The 19421-nt window shown below is 43.5% G+C and carries 15 protein-coding genes and 1 tRNA gene; 8 read left to right on the top strand and 8 right to left on the bottom strand.

What is annotated here, in order from left to right:
• Positions 1 to 75: 75 nt before the first annotated feature.
• The 3 genes from DXD65_RS14425 (at position 76) to DXD65_RS14415 (ending at position 4312) form a co-directional block, all read left to right on the top strand.
• Positions 76 to 1947 carry a sensor histidine kinase gene (locus DXD65_RS14425; protein WP_005824733.1) on the top strand — a complete coding sequence of 624 codons (1872 nt, stop codon included), beginning with the start codon at positions 76 to 78 and terminating at the stop codon, positions 1945 to 1947.
• Entirely contained in the window at positions 1944 to 3905 is a 1962-nt protein-coding gene (locus tag DXD65_RS14420) for a sensor histidine kinase (RefSeq protein ID WP_005824732.1), read from the top strand. The genes DXD65_RS14425 and DXD65_RS14420 overlap by 4 nt, the downstream gene beginning before the upstream one ends.
• Before the next feature lie 236 nt (positions 3906 to 4141).
• Entirely contained in the window at positions 4142 to 4312 is a 171-nt protein-coding gene (locus DXD65_RS14415) for a DUF362 domain-containing protein (protein ID WP_005834872.1), read from the top strand.
• Positions 4313 to 4694: 382 nt separating this feature from the next.
• Here DXD65_RS14415 and DXD65_RS14410 read toward each other — a convergent pair whose 3' ends face one another.
• The 4 genes from DXD65_RS14410 to DXD65_RS14395 all read right to left on the bottom strand — a co-directional run bounded on the left by DXD65_RS14410 (position 4695) and on the right by DXD65_RS14395 (position 9563).
• On the bottom strand, positions 4695 to 5888 hold the full coding sequence (locus DXD65_RS14410; protein WP_005834870.1) for a pyridoxal phosphate-dependent aminotransferase: 1194 nt from the start codon (positions 5886 to 5888) through the stop codon (positions 4695 to 4697).
• An 81-nt stretch (positions 5889 to 5969) separates the two neighbouring features.
• Positions 5970 to 7184, bottom strand: a complete 1215-nt coding sequence (locus DXD65_RS14405) for a bifunctional 3,4-dihydroxy-2-butanone-4-phosphate synthase/GTP cyclohydrolase II (RefSeq protein ID WP_008662946.1) — start codon at positions 7182 to 7184, stop codon at positions 5970 to 5972.
• Positions 7185 to 7198: 14 nt separating this feature from the next.
• Positions 7199 to 9100, bottom strand: coding sequence for an LptF/LptG family permease (locus DXD65_RS14400; RefSeq protein WP_005824727.1), 1902 nt, complete (start codon positions 9098 to 9100; stop codon positions 7199 to 7201).
• Positions 9101 to 9176: 76 nt separating this feature from the next.
• Positions 9177 to 9563 (bottom strand): START-like domain-containing protein, encoded by a 387-nt coding sequence (locus DXD65_RS14395; protein WP_005824726.1) that lies wholly within the window; start codon positions 9561 to 9563, stop codon positions 9177 to 9179.
• 256 nt (positions 9564 to 9819) lie between these two features.
• Here DXD65_RS14395 and DXD65_RS14390 point away from each other — a divergent pair.
• The 5 genes from DXD65_RS14390 (at position 9820) to DXD65_RS14370 (ending at position 15242) form a co-directional block, all read left to right on the top strand.
• A tRNA-Met gene (locus tag DXD65_RS14390) sits at positions 9820 to 9893 on the top strand.
• Positions 9894 to 10082: 189 nt separating this feature from the next.
• Positions 10083 to 11417 (top strand): TolC family protein, encoded by a 1335-nt coding sequence (locus DXD65_RS14385; RefSeq protein ID WP_035449691.1) that lies wholly within the window; start codon positions 10083 to 10085, stop codon positions 11415 to 11417.
• A gap of 76 nt (positions 11418 to 11493) precedes the next feature.
• Complete coding sequence (locus DXD65_RS14380) at positions 11494 to 12591, top strand: HlyD family secretion protein (RefSeq protein ID WP_035449880.1); 1098 nt, start codon at positions 11494 to 11496, stop codon at positions 12589 to 12591.
• A gap of 106 nt (positions 12592 to 12697) precedes the next feature.
• On the top strand, positions 12698 to 14338 hold the full coding sequence (locus DXD65_RS14375) for an MFS transporter (RefSeq protein WP_035449694.1): 1641 nt from the start codon (positions 12698 to 12700) through the stop codon (positions 14336 to 14338).
• Between the two features lie 37 nt (positions 14339 to 14375).
• Positions 14376 to 15242: a helix-turn-helix domain-containing protein gene (locus DXD65_RS14370; protein ID WP_008662940.1), complete on the top strand. Its 867-nt coding sequence runs from the start codon at positions 14376 to 14378 to the stop codon at positions 15240 to 15242.
• Positions 15243 to 15248: 6 nt separating this feature from the next.
• Here DXD65_RS14370 and DXD65_RS14365 read toward each other — a convergent pair whose 3' ends face one another.
• The 4 genes from DXD65_RS14365 to DXD65_RS14350 all read right to left on the bottom strand — a co-directional run bounded on the left by DXD65_RS14365 (position 15249) and on the right by DXD65_RS14350 (position 19417).
• Positions 15249 to 16688 carry a sensor histidine kinase gene (locus DXD65_RS14365; protein ID WP_008662938.1) on the bottom strand — a complete coding sequence of 480 codons (1440 nt, stop codon included), beginning with the start codon at positions 16686 to 16688 and terminating at the stop codon, positions 15249 to 15251.
• Between the two features lie 20 nt (positions 16689 to 16708).
• Entirely contained in the window at positions 16709 to 17830 is a 1122-nt protein-coding gene (locus DXD65_RS14360) for a sensor protein KdpD (RefSeq protein WP_005834862.1), read from the bottom strand.
• Between the two features lie 112 nt (positions 17831 to 17942).
• Positions 17943 to 18698 (bottom strand): hypothetical protein, encoded by a 756-nt coding sequence (locus DXD65_RS14355; RefSeq protein WP_005824711.1) that lies wholly within the window; start codon positions 18696 to 18698, stop codon positions 17943 to 17945.
• 146 nt (positions 18699 to 18844) lie between these two features.
• Complete coding sequence (locus DXD65_RS14350; RefSeq protein WP_005834858.1) at positions 18845 to 19417, bottom strand: K(+)-transporting ATPase subunit C; 573 nt, start codon at positions 19415 to 19417, stop codon at positions 18845 to 18847.
• Positions 19418 to 19421: the final 4 nt, after the last annotated feature.

Genomic DNA, 19421 nt, shown 5'->3' with positions numbered 1-19421 from the left:
ATTTTTTATTTATTCATTTATATTTATTTTTGCCAATAATAAACAAAAGAGGCAAACAAACATTTGAGAACAAAAATGATTATATGGATGCTATTGGGGCAGATACTGTATACTTCTGTCTTATCAGCACATACAATAGCCAATCAAGAAAAGCAGAGTATTCTGCAATCATTGGTCAAAAGACAAGTTCTCTATGATGACTCCATATCCATAGACAGTGTCATTGCGTGGAGCGAGCAACTTCTTCCCACCCAACAATCAAATGAAGATAGAACAACGTATTTTCTATTACAACTTCAATTGGCCAATGCCTATACATTGCGCGGCGATATCAGCTTAGCGACGAACCGGGCACAACTTATGTACGAAGAAGCTAAAGCAACAGACTACCAATTTGGTATGGTAGTGGCCAACCAAGCCATCGGAGACGCCTATAATACAATAGCCAACATGGGGGATAAAGCCCTGGAATCATACCAGGATGCTTTGACTGAACTATCCAACATTTCAGACCAGCATCCATATAGGGCACAGCTTCTTTTAAAAATGTCCAACGTTCTGCAACGGAAAGGACGTCTGGAAGAAGCGGAAAAAATCCTGGAAGAGCTGGAGAAAATATTATATCAGGAGCCTGACTACCCGACAGACTTCTTTTTCTGCATCGAAAAGACGAATTTTGCCATTTCCCATGGACACCTCTCACAAGACTATCTTGATGAAGCAAACATCTGGCTCCACAAAATGGACTCCATTTACCAACTGCACCCAGAGAAGTTCTATCGGTTTCACTTGGATTATACCACTGCCGCCTACTATAGAGCCATGGGAAATTGGGACAAACAATACTGGAAACAAGCTCTGGACATCTACTCCAAATTGCAAGCAGAATACTCCGGTAATAAGCGCTCCACGTATTACCGCTGGACTTCGCTGGAAAAAATCTATCTCTGTAAAATACAAGGCATGGCCATGGAAGCCTGCCGAATCTACCAGGAATTGTATCCTCCTATAGATACACTCGCTTCACAAAGCTATATCCGGCAAATCAATACGATAAAGGCAAAATACCAGGTAGATAAGGCAGAGACGGCCAGCAATAACGAATACAATAAAATCATAACCAGCATATTGGTAGGAACGATGGCATTAGTAACGTTATTTGTTCTACTTGCCATCCTACTCAAAAGGCAACGGGAAAAGGTGAAACTCTCCACCCAAAAACTGGCAACATCACGGATAAATGCCGAAAATGCCATGCGTGCAAAAAGCGTGTTCCTCTCGAACATGAGCCATGAAATCCGTACCCCACTCAATGCATTATCGGGCTTTTCATCCCTATTGACGGAAGAGGGACTGGACGATGAGACACGCCGTCAGTGCAATGAAGTTATCCAACAGAACTCAGAACTATTGCTGAAGCTTATTAACGACGTGATAGATCTATCGAGTCTTGAATTCGGCAAACTGCAATTCTGTATTGCACAACATGATGCCGTAAGCATCTGCAGAAACGTGATAGATACCGTGAACAAAGTGAAACAGACACAAGCTGAACTTACATTCACCACCGAGCTGGAAGAAATGCCCATCGAGACTGACGACTCACGCCTGCAGCAAGTCCTGATTAACCTACTGATAAATGCTACCAAATTTACCCCACAAGGCAGCATTGTCCTAAAGCTGGAAAAAGAAACGGACGACACCGTACTATTCACCGTAACAGATACCGGTTGCGGCATTCCCAAAGACAAGCAAGCCAACATTTTCCAACGTTTTGAAAAGCTGAATGAGAATGCTCAAGGCAGTGGGTTGGGGCTCTCCATATGCCAACTTATCATAGAGCATATCGGCGGACAAATATGGATTGATTCAGAGTATGCCGAAGGCTCACGCTTCTGCTTCACCCACCCCATAAGCCAGACAGGCAGAAAGGAGAATAAGAAATGAAACAGATATTTACATTGCTCATTGCCTTATGCTGGCTGTTACCGTCCGCACACGCAGATGTGCGACGGACAGAAGCCAAGGATAGCCTGCTACGTATATATCTTGCCTCCCCAGCCGATACCACCAGATTGGAAACCCTATATCAGATAGCACTGCTTGACCAACTGTCACCGACATTCATCTATTACGAGAACAAATTACTGGAAGAGGCCATCGCCCAGAAAAATATACCTTACCAGAGTGCGGCCATATATGCGCACATTATTTATTACTACAACCTACTGGACCAAAAACATGCAGAACAATGGCTGAAGAGGCTCGAACAGTTGTCTGAAGAGCACAACTACTACCGTCATTACTTCAGAGGCAAAAAGATGATGATAGAATTCTATGTCATCAGCCAGAAGATTGAATTAGCCCTCAAACAAGCACAAGACATGTACGACAAGGCTCAAAGTCTTGGCAACCATGACGGTATGCGCGAAGCATGCCTATGCCTGATGACTGGATATTTCAATACCTTACGTTACAAAGAAGGAATCACCTACCTAAACAAGGCTTTTGAACTGACAAGTCCGGATTCCTCCCTTGCCACTCAGATTGATTTATTGACAAAAGCGGTACTGGCTTACTCATATCTGCATGACAATGACAACATGTTCCGGTATCTGGAGGAACTCAACAATGCAAAAAACAGATTGCAGGAAGAAGGCACCACCGTACTGACAAACGGCTATACCAATTTGTATCTGCTCATAGATTTACAATACGCCCTTTACTATACCCGCCTTCAACGTCCTGCGGAAGCATGGGAATATTTGCAGAAAGCAGAGCGGCATCTCAGTACATCTTCATTTCTTCCTTATCGGTTGATACGTTTGGCAGCATATGCCGAATATTACCAACTGACAAAAGAATACGACAAAGCTTTGGTTTATTTAGAAGACGCCATTGAACTTGTAACCCCTATTTCACTGGATAATGCCATGATTTATGGACTTCAGAAAGCGGATATACTAGTAAAGATGGGGTTTCCGGACGACGCACTTCCTATCTATAAACAAATAACCAAGGCAAGAGATTCGTTATATACAGTATTCTCCACCTCACAGATAGAACAGATACAAAGCCTATATAATATGGACCAACTGCTTTTCCAGAAAGAACAGCGGCAAGCCACTTTTCACCGTATCTGTCTGGTCACTTCCATTATCATCATTATAGCCTTGTTACTTTTCAACCTACATATGTATAGAAGCAGGAAGCGGCTGCAACAAGATGAGAAGGAAATGCGTAAATTGGCAATTATTGCCGAAGAAGCCAACGAAGTAAAAAGCCGTTTCCTTGCCAATATGAGTTATAATATCCGTATTCCACTGAACAATGTAGTCGGTTTCTCCCAACTGCTTTCCACCGACAACGAACTGGATGAAGAAGAGCGAAAAGAGTATTCCGGTATTATCCAGACCAATTCGGGTGAGCTTATCCAACTGGTAAACGACGTATTGGACCTCTCACGCCTGGAAGCGAATATGATGAAATTTCAATTGCAGGATTGTAATGTAAAAGAATGGTGCAACGAACTAGGTTGTCTAATACAAATGCGTAGTGAAGGCCGTATCCTCCTGGAACTACAAGTAGAGGTGGGAGATGTGCGTATCCATACCGACGTCAACCGCCTTACACAAATAGTGACAAGTATGCTGCTTTATCCGAACGACTGCAAAGAAACGCGCAAAGTCAGCATGTTCTTGGTCAACCATCCGGACAAACACATCATCGCATGCCGGATAGAGAACAGTCCTATAGCCGATTCCAGGTTTGCCTCTCAAAAAGTATCAGTGCAACAGAAAATCAACCAGTTGTTCTTTGAACATTTCAAAGGTACCTATCAAACCGAGAATGTCGAAGAAGGAGAAATCGCAGTGATTACTTTTACCTATCCGACTCTTTCTTAAAAGTTGAAAATCGGCTTAAGCTCCAGCTAAAGCCAATAGTATCAGAGCAATTCGTTTACGAAATTCAAAAACGAACATTTTTCAGTCTCTGCGGTATGCTGTGTCGCTTTCTCGACTCCTTATTTAGACGACATACAAATTATACGTTTTTAATCAAGATTGATAGCAAGTAATAAAGAAAACCACTATTTTTGCCAAACGAATTAGTACTAATAATAATTTAAATCTAAAAGAAAATGGCTTACGTAATTAGTGACGATTGTATTGCTTGCGGAACTTGTATCGACGAGTGTCCGGTTGGCGCTATCTCTGAAGGTGATATCTATCATATCGACCCTGAGACTTGCACAGAGTGTGGTACTTGTGCAGATGTTTGTCCTTCTGAAGCAATTCATCCGGGAGAATAATACAATCCCAGTATCAAAAACAAAAGCGTGGGTAGATAAACTGCCTGCGCTTTTTTATATCCCCCACGTGAGATTCAGTACCTTCACCCCCCTCATTGTTATTTTCTATATACGGATAATACGTTAGTTCACAGACAGAACACTTTGTTCCATAAGTATAAAACAAAGTGTTCATATAGTAGAAAACAAAATGTTCGTATAATATAAAACAAAGTGTTTATACTGTATGGAACAGAGTGTTCGCTATAATGAAACAAAGTGTTCGTCATAACAAAACAAAGTGTTCGTCATAACAAAACGAACAGTCCGCTTTGATGAAACGAACTGTTCGTGACAGCATGACAGATGTCTTGCTAAAATAAGTTTGTAGAAGAAGTTAGAATCACTTCAGATTAGCCAGTGCTTCTTTTATACGACGGATAGCTTCAACTATATTTTCATCGCTGGTTGCATAACTCATACGAATGCATTCGGGAGCTCCGAAAGAAGCACCACCTACGCAAGCCACATGAGCCACTTCCAACAGATACATGGCCAAATCATCTGAATCATTGATTTTACGTTCTCCGGCAGATTTACCGAAGAATGAATCGCATTTAGGGAACAGATAGAAAGCACCTTCCGGTACATTCACCTCGAAACCCGGAACTTCCTTGGCCAACTTTACAATCAAATCACGACGACGCTCGAAAGCCTTGCGCATTTCCTCCACCGGAACTTGTGTACCCGTATAAGCAGCCTCAGCAGCCTTCTGAGATACAGAACAAGGACCGGAAGTATACTGTCCCTGCAATTTATTGCAAGCCTTCACAAGCCATTCCGGACCTGCAATGAAACCGATACGCCAACCAGTCATTGCATATGCTTTGGAAACACCATTCACAATGACCGTACGCTCTTTCATTTCGGGGAATTGTGCTATGCTCTGATGCTTGCCGATATAGTTGATATGTTCGTAAATCTCATCGGCAATCACAACAACCTGCGGATACTTTGCCAATACTGCGGCCAGGCCTGCCAACTCCTCCTTGCTGTACACCGAACCCGTAGGGTTAGAGGGAGAGCAAAGAATCAGCGCCTTTGTCTTCGGGGTGATGGCAGCCTCCAGCTGTGCAGGTGTTATCTTAAAGTCCTGGTCGATACCGGCAGGTACGATAACCGGCGTACCCTCAGCCAACTTTACCATTTCCGGATAACTGACCCAATAGGGAGCAGGTACAATTACTTCGTCACCCGGATTTACCAATACCAGGATTGCATTGCAAACCGACTGCTTGGCACCATTGGCGCAAGAAATTTGTGCGGCGGTATATTCCAGACCGTTTTCCTTCTTCAACTTCTCTACAATTGCATTACGTAAGGCAGGATAACCCGGCACTGGAGAATAGCGAGAAAAGTTATCGTCTATCGCCTTTTTCGCAGCCTCTTTAATGTGGTCGGGAGTATTGAAGTCCGGTTCTCCCACACTCAGGTTAATTACGTCTACGCCTTGAGCCTTCAGCTCTGCGCTCTTTTGAGACATAGCCAGTGTCGCAGAAGGCGACAAACTGTTTAAACGATCTGATAATTGGTTCATTTTGTTACTATTTAATGATTGTTACGCAAATCCGGTTGCAAAATAAGCGATTTTCTTTGATATAAGAAAACAAAAAGACAGTTACTTATTGAAATGAAGTGTATGTCCCATACGTTCTTTCTTGGTACGGAGATAACGCTCGTTGTATGGATTCGGAGTAGTCTCAATAGCTACGTTCTCCGTTATTTCCAAACCGTAAGCCTCCAAGCCCACACGTTTCACGGGATTATTGGTCATCAGCCGCATTTTGTGCACTCCTATCTCACGAAGCATCTGGGCACCCACACCATAATCACGCTCGTCTGCCAGATGTCCCAGGCAAATATTAGCATCCACAGTATCCATGCCTTCTTCCTGCAATTTATATGCTTTCATTTTTTCCATCAGGCCAATGCCGCGACCTTCCTGATTCAGATATACAACTACCCCCTTACCGGCTTTCTCTATCATCTCCATTGCCTTATGCAGCTGCTCGCCACAATCACAGCGTTTGGAATTGAATATATCACCAGTGGCACAAGAAGAATGTACACGCACCAGAATCGGTTCATCCAATTCCCAAGTACCCTTGAACAAAGCTACATGTTCCAAACCGTTCGACTTCTGGCGGAAAGGAATCAAACGGAAATGACCGTGGTCTGTAGGCATATCCACTTCCACTCCTTTTTCTACAATAGACTCCTGCTTCAAACGGTAGGCAATCAAGTCACGGATAGAAATCAATTTCAAGCCAAATTCATCTGCCATTCTGCGCAATTCGGGCAAACGGGCCATTGTACCATCCTCATTCATTATTTCCATAAGGGCTCCCGCCGGATAAAGTCCAGCCAAACGTGCCATATCAATAGTAGCCTCCGTATGTCCGGCACGGCGCAACACACCTTTCTCCTGAGCATACAATGGATTAATGTGGCCAGGACGCCCGAAAGTGGCCGGAGTAGAAGCCGGATCGGCCAACGCCTGGATAGTAGCAGCGCGGTCTGCCGCAGAAACCCCGGTACTGCAACCTTCCAACTTGTCAATAGTCACCGTAAAGGGAGTACCCAATACAGAAGTATTATCCGATACCTGATGCGGCAAATCCAGTTCCTTGCAACGCGAAACTGTAATTGGAGCACAAAGTACACCACGGGCATGCTTCAACATAAAGTTTACTTTCTCCGGTGTAATCTTTTCAGCTGCAATTATCAAATCACCCTCATTCTCACGGTCCTCATCATCCACAACAATCACAAAGTTACCGGCTTTGAAGTCTTCAATGGCCTCTTCTATCGTATTCAACTTTACATTTTCCATAATCTATTTTGTTTTTATTTATTCTGATCTCTTTCTATGATTCCAATCACATCTTCATTTGTCTTGATAATCCGCTCCATATCCTTATTCAGACGGATACGGAATGCCCAGATACGGAAATAAAAGAACAAGCCTATCGGGAAAACAATACCGCAGAGCAAGTTTAACCAATAATTGCGGAACGGACGGACATGCGCATGGATGGGGATGACCGGATAGGTGTTCAGCGCTGTCAACAAAGTAACGGATCTTGTATTCGACATCTCATCTATCAGACTCTCCAAACGTTCGTTAATATCTTCCACTGCCTCATCCTGGCTATCAGTCATCCACAATTTAAAGTAATTGGGAGCACGTTTCAACCCCTTTCTATCAGCATATTCACGACAGTCTACGGACAAAGCCTTCAGCTCTTCCGGAATACGTGTATAATCAGGATCATGGATGATTACTTCCTTACGGAACAGATGGCGTACACTGCGAATACCCACAACCTTCTTGAACCAATTTATATAAGCATCAGCATTCAATACCACTGAATCATTGTTGGATTTATATGTCAAGAACGCACCCAATGGAGCCAAGACAGCAGTACTGGTCCACATACCCATCCAGACAACCCACTGTCCGTCACGGGCCATCTTATACCCCGTATTGTTGATGATGTAATAGATAATAAAAATCAATACAGAAACCACCACCGGCATTCCCAAGCCTCCTTTACGGATAATTCCTCCGAGTGGCGCACCAATAAAGAAGAAGATGAGACATGCCAGAGAAAGAGTCAGTTTCTCATGCCAGGAAGTCATGTGCCGTCGAAGGCTGCTTTCAGTCTGCGATATATTAAAGCTCTTAAAACTCCAGTCACTCCCCGCACTCTCTGCACGGCTGACGGCCGTGGATATAACCTTCTGTTTCTGCATCAGTGTAGCCACATTGTAGAGGCTGTCTACATTGTACTCACCTAAATAGGCCTTTTCAATCTTCAATGTATCCTCTTTAGACAAGCTGGCTGTCACCTTATAAGTTCCTGCCATAGCTTCTTTATAATAACCACGTCCCACACTGTCATTCTGCAATTTCATGGAATCAATATCCGCCTGCAGCATTCTCATATCCTTACTGTTGGACTGATTACTCATGATACCTGCATCCACCATATTAAAATCCGAATTGAACTCAATGATTGCATGCTTTTCGCGGAATGTCTCACGCCGGTAAGGCACATTCCTTTGGTTCATGTTCTGCGATTTCAAATTCTCAAACTGCTCACCACTGTATAAATGCAAATATAAATGCTGTTTGTCAGCCGTCATCTCCAGACGTCCCGAATCAGACTTGATAATTTGAGCATTCTCAAAACCTTTCTCAAAATTATATATCAGTACGTCATACAGCATACCAGTTTTGCGGTTCTTATGCTTCACATACAGATTATAACCATCTATTTCATCGTAGAACACACCTTCAGGAATATCCACTTCGGGAGATTTCTGCTTCATGGAAATAAGCAAAGTCCATAATTTTGTTTGGGCTTTTGGTCCTATGACATTTTGGAAATAGAAAGAGACACAACAGATGAAACAAATAAAGATAATCAGGGGCCGCATGATTTTCAATAAAGAAATACCGGCTGCCTTCATGGCAAGTAATTCAAAACGTTCTCCGAAATTTCCAAAGGTGATAAGGGCAGCCAGCAGAATAGCCAGCGGCAACGACGCAGGTACCAACGAAAGCGCAGAATAAAAGAAAAACTGTGCAAGGACAGTCATCTCCAATCCTTTTCCTACCATTTCGTCCACATACCTCCATAAAAACTGCATCATAAAGATGAAGAGGCAGATGAAGAAAGTACCCATAAAGAGCATGCAAAAGCTCTTCAAAACAAATATATCTAACTTTTTTATGCGCAGCATTTTACTCGTTTCATGCAATGAGAGCACAAAAGTAGTACAAAAAAGGGAGTACGGGAAATTTTTAATCTAAAGTTAACTAAAAACCACAAGTTCTTCGCAAAGTATCCACTTGCGATTCCCATAATTCACGCGAATCACCCACCTCGTCTATATCGGCAAAGTCTGTTATCTCCAATACGAAATCATTGGTCAACTCATTGTTTGTCATCTTCAGTTCAAAGTATTCTCGCTCGTTCTCATCGTCCAGCCAGCGGAAGCGGATGAATGAATACGCCCGCACGGCAATAATCTCGGCATCACGTTTTTCTGTTTTTCCCCAAAAAAAGGTTACTGTTTTATCGTCTGACTGAACCCTATCAGCAAACCAGCCCTCCAAACCAGTAGGGGTACTTATCGCTGCCCAAAGAATACTTTTAGAAGTCGCATTCAAGAGATATTCCAAATGTATTTTCTTTCTTTCCATAGTCTATTCTGCTTTTTATTGCGCCAGCCAAGATAAATACTTTTTTCTAATTACAGAAAATAAATCATCAAATTTATTTATACCTCCCTTTCCATACACCCCTAATTCATTGATAATGTTATACAAAGACGTTTAATAAAAAGTACTGCAAACCACTTCAGCACCCTATCAGCAAAAGAAAAAGCAGAAAATATCCATAAAAGTTTTGGCAATTTAAATAAAAGCTATATCTTTGCACCCGCAATCGAGAAATGATGGCGGGATAGCTCAGCTGGTTAGAGCGCATGATTCATAATCATGAGGTCCCCGGTTCAATCCCGGGTCCCGCTACAAAGAAGATTTAGACTGTTAGGAGGCTTCCACTCTTGGCGGTCTTTTTTGTTTTTAATACTCATTTTTTACTATGGTTTGTTTTCAAATTATAGTAAAAAGGAAAATATGAATACAAACAGTTGATATATGGATAGTCCTCTTGCATTTTAAGCCACTAACTTTGTGTGCAAATATCAAGTGACTATTATGAAAAGACAACTGTTCACATTTTCCTTTCTGTGTCTGCTTGCACTAGGTACAAGAGCACAAAATACCCTAACCTTGGAGGACTGCCTCAAAATAGGTATCGAAAACAACTTGTCCTTGCAAAGCAAACGGAAGGAAATACAAAAAGGGAAATACAGCATCTCTGAGAATCGAGCCAAACTGCTGCCCCAAATCAATGGTTTTGCCAACTATAACGACAATATCGATCCACCCGTCTCCGTTACCGACGGTTCAGCGTATGGCAATCCCTACAATGTAACCCAAACCTTGCAATACAACGCCAACTTTGGATTACAGTTGCAGATACCACTTTATAACCAGACACTCTACACCACTCTATCCATAGCCAAAACCATGGATGAGATGAATCGCCTTTCTTATGGAAAGGCAAGAGAAGACCTCATCCTCCAAATTAGTCAAATGTACTATTTAGGACAGGTTACAGCTGAACAGATTATTTTGATAAAAGCCAACATCACTCGCCTGGAAGAGTTGAGAGATATCACTCAAGCCTTCTATGACAACGGCATGGCTATGGAAGTAGATGTGAAACGCGTCAACATCAACTTGGAGAACCTCAAGGTGCAGCACGACAACGCACAAGCCATGATGGAACAGCAACTGAATCTACTTAAATACATTATCGACTATCCGGCGGAAGAAAGAATAGCACTGGTACCAGTGAATACAGAAACGATTACGCCCGCAGCACTCACCGGGCTATCCGAAACACTATATGAACTCCAGCTATTGCAATCACAAAAACAACTTGCTGAACAACAGAAAACAATAATCAGCAACGGTTACATCCCCTCCTTGAACCTGACGGGAAGCTGGATGTTCTCCGCCTATACAGACAAAGCTTACCATTGGTTCCATTCCGGCCCTTCCAACCATTGGTATCGCTCCTATGGAGTGGGCCTCTCCTTACGCATTCCCATTTTCGACGGACTGGACAAACGCTACAAGATGCGTAAGGCAACCATCGACATAGAGAACATCAAGCTCGCCCAAGAGAATACCAGAAAGAATCTTCAGACACAATATCTGAATGCTACCAATGACCTGATGAACAGTCAGCGTAACTTTAAGAAGCAGAAAGACAATTATCTACTTGCTGAAGATGTATATACCGTTACTATGGACCGTTATCGGGAAGGAATCGCTTCAATGACCGAAGTATTGCAGGACGAAATGCGGATGAGCGAAGCCCAAAACAACTATATCAGTGCCCACTACAATTACCGGATAACCAATCTGACTTTGCTGAAGCTGACGGGACAGCTGGAGACGTTGAGCCCCTCAATTCCTTAAAGAGGAAGATGAATAGAGTCCGTATTCAAGGACGGATATATATATAATAATGAGTAAACAATATAATATAGAAGATATGGAAACAAAAGAGAACAATAACACCGCAAGTACCCATCAAGAGAAAGCACGGAAATTGAAGAAGCTTCGCCGTTGGCAAATCGTTGTCAGCCTATTAGGAATAGCTATCCTTATCTGGGGAATAATTCAAGTGACCTGCCTCTTTTTGAACTACAAACGGACGGAAACCAGTAATGATGCACAGATTGAACAATACATATCTCCCGTCAATCTGCGCGCATCAGGATATATCAAGAAAATTTGTTTCACAGAACACCAAGAAGTACACAAAGGAGATACCTTACTTATATTGGACGACCGGGAATATAAAATCAGAGTCATGGAAGCTGAAGCTGCACTCAAGGATGCACAAGCCGGCGCCACAGTCATTGGTGCTACACTACAAACCACGCAAACTACAGCCTCTGTCTACGACGCCTCCATAGCAGAGATAGAAATCCGCCTTACCAAGCTGGAGAAAGACCGCCAGCGATACCAGAACTTGGTGAAGAGAAACGCTGCCACCCCCATTCAATTGGAACAGATAGAAACCGAATATGCAGCTACCCACAAGAAGTTGGAAGCTGTGAAACGGCAACAGAAAGCTGCCTTGTCGGGTGTGAACGAAGTGTCACATCGCCGTGAAAATACAGAAGCTGCCATACAACGGGCAACAGCCGCACTCGAAATGGCACGGCTGAACCTCTCCTACACCGTAGTAGTAGCTCCTTGTGATGGGAAATTGGGACGGCGTACTCTTGAAGAAGGACAATTCATTACTGCTGGACAAACCATCACCTACATTCTGCCTGACACACAAAAGTGGATTATAGCCAACTACAAGGAAACCCAAATTGAGAATCTGCACTTGGGACAAGAAGTAGCCATTACCGTTGATGCCATCAGCGGCAAAGAGTTCAAAGGGAAAATCACTGCTATCTCCGGAGCCACTGGTTCCAAGTATTCCCTAGTGCCCACGGATAATTCTGCCGGTAACTTCGTGAAGATACAACAACGCATCCCAGTCCGCATCGACTTTACCGATTTGTCTAAAGAAGACAACAGTAGCCTTGCCGCCGGTATGATGGTAATAGTCAAAGCGAAAACAAAAAAATAGGGATTAAGGATTAGAGGTTAGGGATTAAGGCAACCAACTCCTTAATCCTTACCCCCTAATCCTTAATCTTTAACCCTTAATCCCTAACCCCTTAACCCTTATCCCCATGCCCTCATACCCCAAGAACTATCCTTTCTACAACTGGGTACCCAAACCGGTAGGTATCATCATCCTATTCGTATTCTTTTTGCCGATACTGACTGTGGGCGGTACCTACTCGGTGGCAAGCACCGAAATGATGAGCGAGCTCGGCATCATTTCCGAGCATATCCAGTTTGCCAACTTCGCCACTTCCATTGGCATGGCAGCATTCTGCCCTTTTCTGTATAGGCTGGTAGTCATACGCCGGCAGAAAATGATGTGCCTGGCAGGATTCTCCCTGATGTACATCTTCAGCTATATCTGTGCCAAGACAGACAGCGTTTTCCTGCTGGCACTATGCAGCATCTTTATGGGATTCCTACGAATGGTGCTGATGATGGTCAACCTCTTCACCCTCATAAAGTATGCAGGGCATATCGAGGCGTACGACAAAATTACACCCGGCAACGAGCCCACAACTGACGAAGGCTGGGACAAGCTGGACATCGAACGGAGTGCGGCACAACCCGCCATCTACCTATTCTTCATGGTACTGGGGCAATTGGGAACCTCGCTCACCGCCTGGCTCGCTTTTGAATATGAATGGCAGTACATACACTACTTTATGATGGGGCTACTATTACTTTGCATCCTCATCACCTTCATTACTATGCCTTATCATAAATATACCACCCGCCGTTTCCCCATCAACTTCAAGCAGTTCGGCAATGCCTCCATCTTCTGCATCACACTGACCTGCATTACCTACGTGCTTACTTATGGCAAAGTGCTCGACTGGTACGATGACCCAACCATACAATGGGCCACAGTCTGCGCCATCATTGCTGGCGGCATATTTCTCTATATCGAGTCTACCCAGCGCAATCCTTACTATCAGCTCGATGTATTCAAACTGCGTACCATCCGTATGGGTTTCCTATTCTATTTTCTGTTAATGGTACTGAATTCCAGCGCCATGTTTGTCAATGTATTCACGGGCATAGGTATGAAACTGGACAACTTCCAGAATGCCACCCTGAGCAACTGGTCCATGCTGGGCTACCTCATCGGCGGTATAGCCACTATCTGGCTCAGCGTAAAAGGCGTACACTTCAAATATCTCTTTGCCGCCGGTTTCCTTCTATTGGGGCTTTCCGCCATGTTCATGTATTTCGAGGTACAAGGTGCAGGACTGTACGAACGGATGAAGTATCCGGTCATCATCCGTTCTACCGGTATGATGTTCCTCTATTCGCTGATTCCAACCTACGCCACCCAACGCATGCCTTACAAATATCTTTCTTCTTGGATATGTACCATGCTTACCGTACGCATGGTATTGGCTCCCAGCATCGGAGCCGCACTCTATACGAATGTACTGCAAGAACGCCAACAGCACTACGTCACCCGCTATGCACAGAATGTAGACATGCTGCACCCCGAAGCATCCACCTCGTTTACCCAGACCGTACAAGGTATGCAATATCAGGGAAAGAGCAAACAAGAAGCAATCAGCATGGCTGCCATATCCACCAAAGGACGCATCCAAGTGCAGGCCACCCTCTCTGCTGTAAAGGAAATGGCAGGATGGACACTCTACGCCTGCTTGTTTTGCATGATATTTGTGCTTGTCGTGCGGTATCCTAAACGAAAATTACTAACTTAGCAGACAATTTTCAGTATAACCTGTAATTTTGTCTGTTATGGATACCCAACAAGAACGTTTATCCCACTTAGACCGCGCATTGTCAAACGGAGAAAACATTTGTAGTTCAGAAGGTATGCTCTGCTCCTTTCCTGCCTCCCTGAAAAAACCTTTTATGATTAATGGAGCAGGACTGATTGTCTGCCGCCAAGGCAACTTCACCTTTTCACTTAACATGAAAGCATTCTCGGCCCAAGCTGGCGAAACAGTTTTCATCCCGGAAGATTCTCTCTTCCAAGTGTTGAGCGAATCGGAAGACCTGCAACTATTCATATTCATTTACCAGATAGAACCGATACGGGACATCATAGGCAATTCAGTGGCAGCCATGTACCTATACATGCAGCTCCGGACTGAACCATGCTACGTATGGAACACCGGAGATGAAGAAGAAGTTTTGAAATACATGTCCCTATTGGACAATACCCTGCACTTAGACAACAACACCTTTAATGGTTACGAACAAAGACTGCTTCTACTGGGACTTACATACCGCATCTGTTCCATTTACAACCGTAAACTGATGAACCTAAAAACAACGGTTGGTCACAAACATGAAATCTTTATCCGGCTGATTCAGCTGATAGATGCACACTACACGGAAGAACGCGGCGTAGAGTTTTATGCAGACAAACTCTGCTTATCACCCAAATACCTCTCTGCACTATCCAAGTCCGTCTGCGGATTCACGGTGCAGGAACTGATATTTAAATCCATCATCCGCAAAAGCATCTCACTACTCAAGAACACCCAGAAAAACATCCAGGAAATCGCCGACTTCTTCAATTTTCCCAATGCTTCTTATTTTGGAACATTCTTCAAGAAACAAACCGGCATGTCTCCGCAACAGTACCGTAAAAAATAGAAAACGTTACGCTTTCAACCGGATAACGAAGCGACTCCCCTTACCCAGCTCACTCTGGACAGCCAATGTACCGCCATGAGCTTCCACAAAGTCTTTCGAAATGGAAAGACCTAAACCACTACCTTGCACTTTAGTGCCCGGCACTCGGAAATAACGGTCAAAAATGCTCTGATGATAACGCGGGTCGATACCTTTTCCAAAGTCCTGCACATACATTTCTACAAAGTCCCCGTCATGCCTAGCGCCGATAACCACCCTCCCGTTCTCTTTGGAATAGCGGATAGCATTGCTCAATAAATTGGTGAGCACCCAAGCAATCTTTTCGCTGTCGACAAACAATTTAGGCATTTTTTCTTCCGGATACTCCACTTCTATCTGAATGCCGAATTTATCAGCTTGTACCTGATTGGCCTTGATAGCATACTCTATCAGTTCAATGGGCTTCGTTATCTTAGGCATCATCTGCAATTTACCGGCTTCCACCTGCGTCATGTTCAATAATTCCCCGGTAATCCCAAGAAGGCGATCAGCATTTTCCTTAATGCTGTTCGATAATTGCTCCTGCTCGTCGTTCAACACCCCTACCCGTTTGTCCTCCAACAACTGCAGACTCATCAGAATAGCGGATATAGGCGTTTTCAGTTCATGAGAAATAGTCGAGATAAAAGTAGTCTTGGCACTATCCAATTCTTTGAATTCTGTAATATTTTTCAGTAAAATCACATCGCCAAGATTATGAGGTTCGTCATCATCAGCCTCTGCATTTATAATGGTAATGTAAGAAGCTTTAAAGTAACTCTCCTTATTGTCTGCATAAATCTTCAACGGTTCTTTCTTTTCACCCGGATTTACCAATTCACGAACTAAACGGCGGAGCAAATCATTCTTCAAAGAAAGCTCCTCAGCCGAACGGCGAATTACCTCTTCCCGTTTTAAATTCAGCACAGTTAAAGCCTCATTATTGATAAAGAGAATTTCCCTATTACGGTTCAAACCAATAATAGGTTCATCAATACTATTCACAATAGCCTCAAGAAATTTCTTAGCAGAAAGTATGTCGTTCAGCGTACTGGCGCGATACTCCGTCAGTCGTTCCGCCATCCGATTAAAACTATCAGCCACTTCACGAAATTCCTCGCGTCCACTCATATCCAGACGTTTCTCATAATTATGGTTCGCTATTTCAAGAATCCCACGCGTCAGTTCTTGAATAGGTTTGCTGATGGAACGGGGAAGCCATACCAACAATATGATACTGGCAAAAATACATACCCCACCTATCACAGAAATCCAGAGCAATGCACGTTGCAATCCCGGTACAGCAGCAGGACTATCCGGCTCTGTAGCCGTCAGTATCTGTAGATTCACCACAGAAAGAGCAACCAACAAAATAATCATTCCAGCCAATACCCCTACGCTGAGTATCAATTTTGTACGAATATTCATAATGTTCCTAAGAATTAATATTATGCAAGTATAATCAAATCTATGTTTACTTGTGCCAAATCACGCACAAATTTTCGGTATTTCAATATCATGAACAATGATTTCGGAAAAGAAAGTGACGGACTTCCCATGCAGACAGTTGTTATCTGTTTCTCCCTACAAGTATCAACAATGCTTCCCAGCACATCCGGCGATTGCACCTGAACGACCTCCCCTCCCAGTTCGGTCACCAATTTGAAGTGGTTCAATAAATACCTTTGATTTGCCAGACCGATGCGGTCAGTACTTTCTCTGGGAGTCTGCACATAAAGGGCAACAAACGAAGTATTGTAGCGGGTTGCCAGACGTGCAGCTTTACGAATGATGCGTCGTGGTGTTTTCTCGTTGCTGCTGATACATGCCAGAAATCTCTCATGACGGACTCCCACACTGGTAACCACTTCATTCTCCACTTTCTTTTCCACCCGTAAAGCCACCTCTTTTAAAGCCAGTTCACGTAATTGGAGAATATTTTCCGTTTTAAAGAAATTGTTCAAGGCAGTAGAGACCTTTTCCGGCTTGTAAATTTTTCCAGCTTTCAGACGGGCTATCAATTCTTCCGCAGTCAAGTCAATATTCACCACCTCATCTGCCTCTTGCAAAACGCTATCGGGAATACGTTCCTTCACCTCAATACCCGAGATGCCTTGTACTTCTTCATTGACACTCTCAATGTGCTGGATGTTAACGGCAGAAATCACATTGATACCCTCATCAAGCAAATCCATCACATCCTGCCAGCGTTTCTCATTCCGGCTACCTTCCACATTGGTATGTGCCAGTTCATCCACCACTACTATCTCAGGGTGTATCTGGATAATGGCATCCAAATCCATTTCTTCCAGCTCTTTTCCTTTATAGAATATCTTACGACGAGGAACAACGGGCAATCCTTCCAACATAGCATCCGTACCGGCACGCCCGTGTGTCTCTATATAGCCTATCTTCACATCTACTCCGTTGTCAAGTAACTCGTGTGCTTCCTGAAGCATACGATAAGATTTACCTACACCAGCAATCATGCCGATGTAGACTTTGAACTTGCCACGCCGCGACTTTTTAATCAAATCAAGAAAATGCTGTACGCTTTCTTCCCTACTCATTTCTTCTGTTTTTTTACTTGTCTTATATATGCCATATAACCCGTAACGATCATCACGACCGCCACGGGCATCCAACACTAATTCATGAGTTCTAAAGTTATATCTAAATAAATCATGGCCTTAAAGTAAAGCCGAATACCAGATGTGCATCTTCCATACGAGGGTTCCAAATGGCTTGTGCAAATACAGGTATTGAGAAACTGTCAGTAATCTTGATTTCCGTAATACCTTTCAGTGCCACATTGGTTACGGCAAATCCACTGTTAGGAACACCATATACTCCTACCCCAGCTTCATAAGGCAGAAATCCGCAAGTCAGGTTCAAATCTACAGACTTAACACTGAACGGATAGTTGAATTCAACATACGAAGAATAATTCTGCCTGCCTTTGTCATCTTTGTCAGCTCCGGCAAACATTGTGTACCAAGCGATTGACAAAGGGAACTTTTCAACCGGCAATGTATAGGCTAATCCCGCTTCAAAGTGATGAGCTGTTTCGTGACTCTTAAAATTAAAATACTTTCTTGCTCCTTGTCCGCCCCACCACAAGCTGGCAACAGAAAAAGTTAGACCTGATTCTCCCAAAGCATAGGCAGCCGTCAAATCAATCTCCTTAGCCGCAGCCCCTTCTCCTGAAGAAACTCCGTCAAAATCGGTAGAGCCCCATGCCGTCAAAGAAAAATCACCGACCCCAAAACCCAAAGTGGGCTGAAAACTGACTCCCGTCTGGTAAAAGCCGCGCCAAACATAAGAACTGACTAAATCACCTTGTATTGTAAATTCCTGAGCTTGCACTTTGCCGGTTCCCATAAAACAAGCAGCTACCATACTCGCAAAAACTAGAATTGATATTTTTAAACTTTTCATATCCAACTATTTATTTACCATTACTAATCAATCGTTGAAAGGCAGGAAGGAAGTTTCGGCTCCCCCTGTAAAATGACAGTCTTTCGCTGCCTGAACAGAAATACTTCCGCTCCTGCCCATAACACATGACAAACACAACTAAAAAATTATTTATTCTGATCGGCTTCTTCTAATGCAATGTTCAGTTCCAGCACATTGACAGTTTCCGTACCAAACACCCCCAAAAAGGGTTTGCTGATGTTCTTGTCTACAATGGCTTTCACTTCAGCCTCGTTCATGCCACGTGCCTGAGCCACACGCTTCACTTGTACATAAGCACAAGCAGGTGTGATATGTGGGTCTAGACCGGAACCACTGGCGGTTACCATTTCAGCAGGCACATCCTTGCGGCTCAGATAAGGATGATGTACCAGAAAAGTATCGATACGGGCTTCCACTTCTGCCAGGTATTCATCGTTCGTAGGTCCCTTGTTACTACCACCCGAAGCATCGGCTGTATAATTACCCGCAGATGGGCGTCCCCAGAAATAAATATCTTGCGTAAACATCTGGCCTACATTGGCTGCACCTACCACTTTACCATTGAGTGTTGCCACCTCTGCATTTCCCTTGTTGGGACCGGCGAACTGTGCAAATATCCACAAGACAAGGATATAGAACAGAGAGAAAAATATGCAAAATGCAATTGTTATTTTAAATGATTTCCAAAGAGTTTTCATTTTA

This window comes from Bacteroides sp. 4_1_36 (genome assembly GCF_003466325.1).
Classification (GTDB): domain Bacteria; phylum Bacteroidota; class Bacteroidia; order Bacteroidales; family Bacteroidaceae; genus Bacteroides; species Bacteroides uniformis.
The sequence above is the reverse complement of the archived record's forward strand: the minus strand, read 5'-3'. Positions and strand labels throughout refer to the sequence as shown.

Bases quoted from the DNA above. Each gene is read 5' to 3' on its own strand.
- DXD65_RS14425 (WP_005824733.1), top strand. From the start codon at position 76: ATGATTATATGGATGCTATTGGGGCAGATACTGTATACTTCTGTCTTA.
- DXD65_RS14420 (WP_005824732.1), top strand. From the start codon at position 1,944: ATGAAACAGATATTTACATTGCTCATTGCCTTATGCTGGCTGTTACCG.
- DXD65_RS14415 (WP_005834872.1), top strand. From the start codon at position 4,142: ATGGCTTACGTAATTAGTGACGATTGTATTGCTTGCGGAACTTGTATC.
- DXD65_RS14410 (WP_005834870.1), bottom strand. From the start codon at position 5,888: ATGAACCAATTATCAGATCGTTTAAACAGTTTGTCGCCTTCTGCGACA.
- DXD65_RS14405 (WP_008662946.1), bottom strand. From the start codon at position 7,184: ATGGAAAATGTAAAGTTGAATACGATAGAAGAGGCCATTGAAGACTTC.
- DXD65_RS14400 (WP_005824727.1), bottom strand. From the start codon at position 9,100: ATGCTGCGCATAAAAAAGTTAGATATATTTGTTTTGAAGAGCTTTTGC.
- DXD65_RS14395 (WP_005824726.1), bottom strand. From the start codon at position 9,563: ATGGAAAGAAAGAAAATACATTTGGAATATCTCTTGAATGCGACTTCT.
- DXD65_RS14385 (WP_035449691.1), top strand. From the start codon at position 10,083: ATGAAAAGACAACTGTTCACATTTTCCTTTCTGTGTCTGCTTGCACTA.
- DXD65_RS14380 (WP_035449880.1), top strand. From the start codon at position 11,494: ATGGAAACAAAAGAGAACAATAACACCGCAAGTACCCATCAAGAGAAA.
- DXD65_RS14375 (WP_035449694.1), top strand. From the start codon at position 12,698: ATGCCCTCATACCCCAAGAACTATCCTTTCTACAACTGGGTACCCAAA.
- DXD65_RS14370 (WP_008662940.1), top strand. From the start codon at position 14,376: ATGGATACCCAACAAGAACGTTTATCCCACTTAGACCGCGCATTGTCA.
- DXD65_RS14365 (WP_008662938.1), bottom strand. From the start codon at position 16,688: ATGAATATTCGTACAAAATTGATACTCAGCGTAGGGGTATTGGCTGGA.
- DXD65_RS14360 (WP_005834862.1), bottom strand. From the start codon at position 17,830: ATGAGTAGGGAAGAAAGCGTACAGCATTTTCTTGATTTGATTAAAAAG.
- DXD65_RS14355 (WP_005824711.1), bottom strand. From the start codon at position 18,698: ATGAAAAGTTTAAAAATATCAATTCTAGTTTTTGCGAGTATGGTAGCT.
- DXD65_RS14350 (WP_005834858.1), bottom strand. From the start codon at position 19,417: ATGAAAACTCTTTGGAAATCATTTAAAATAACAATTGCATTTTGCATA.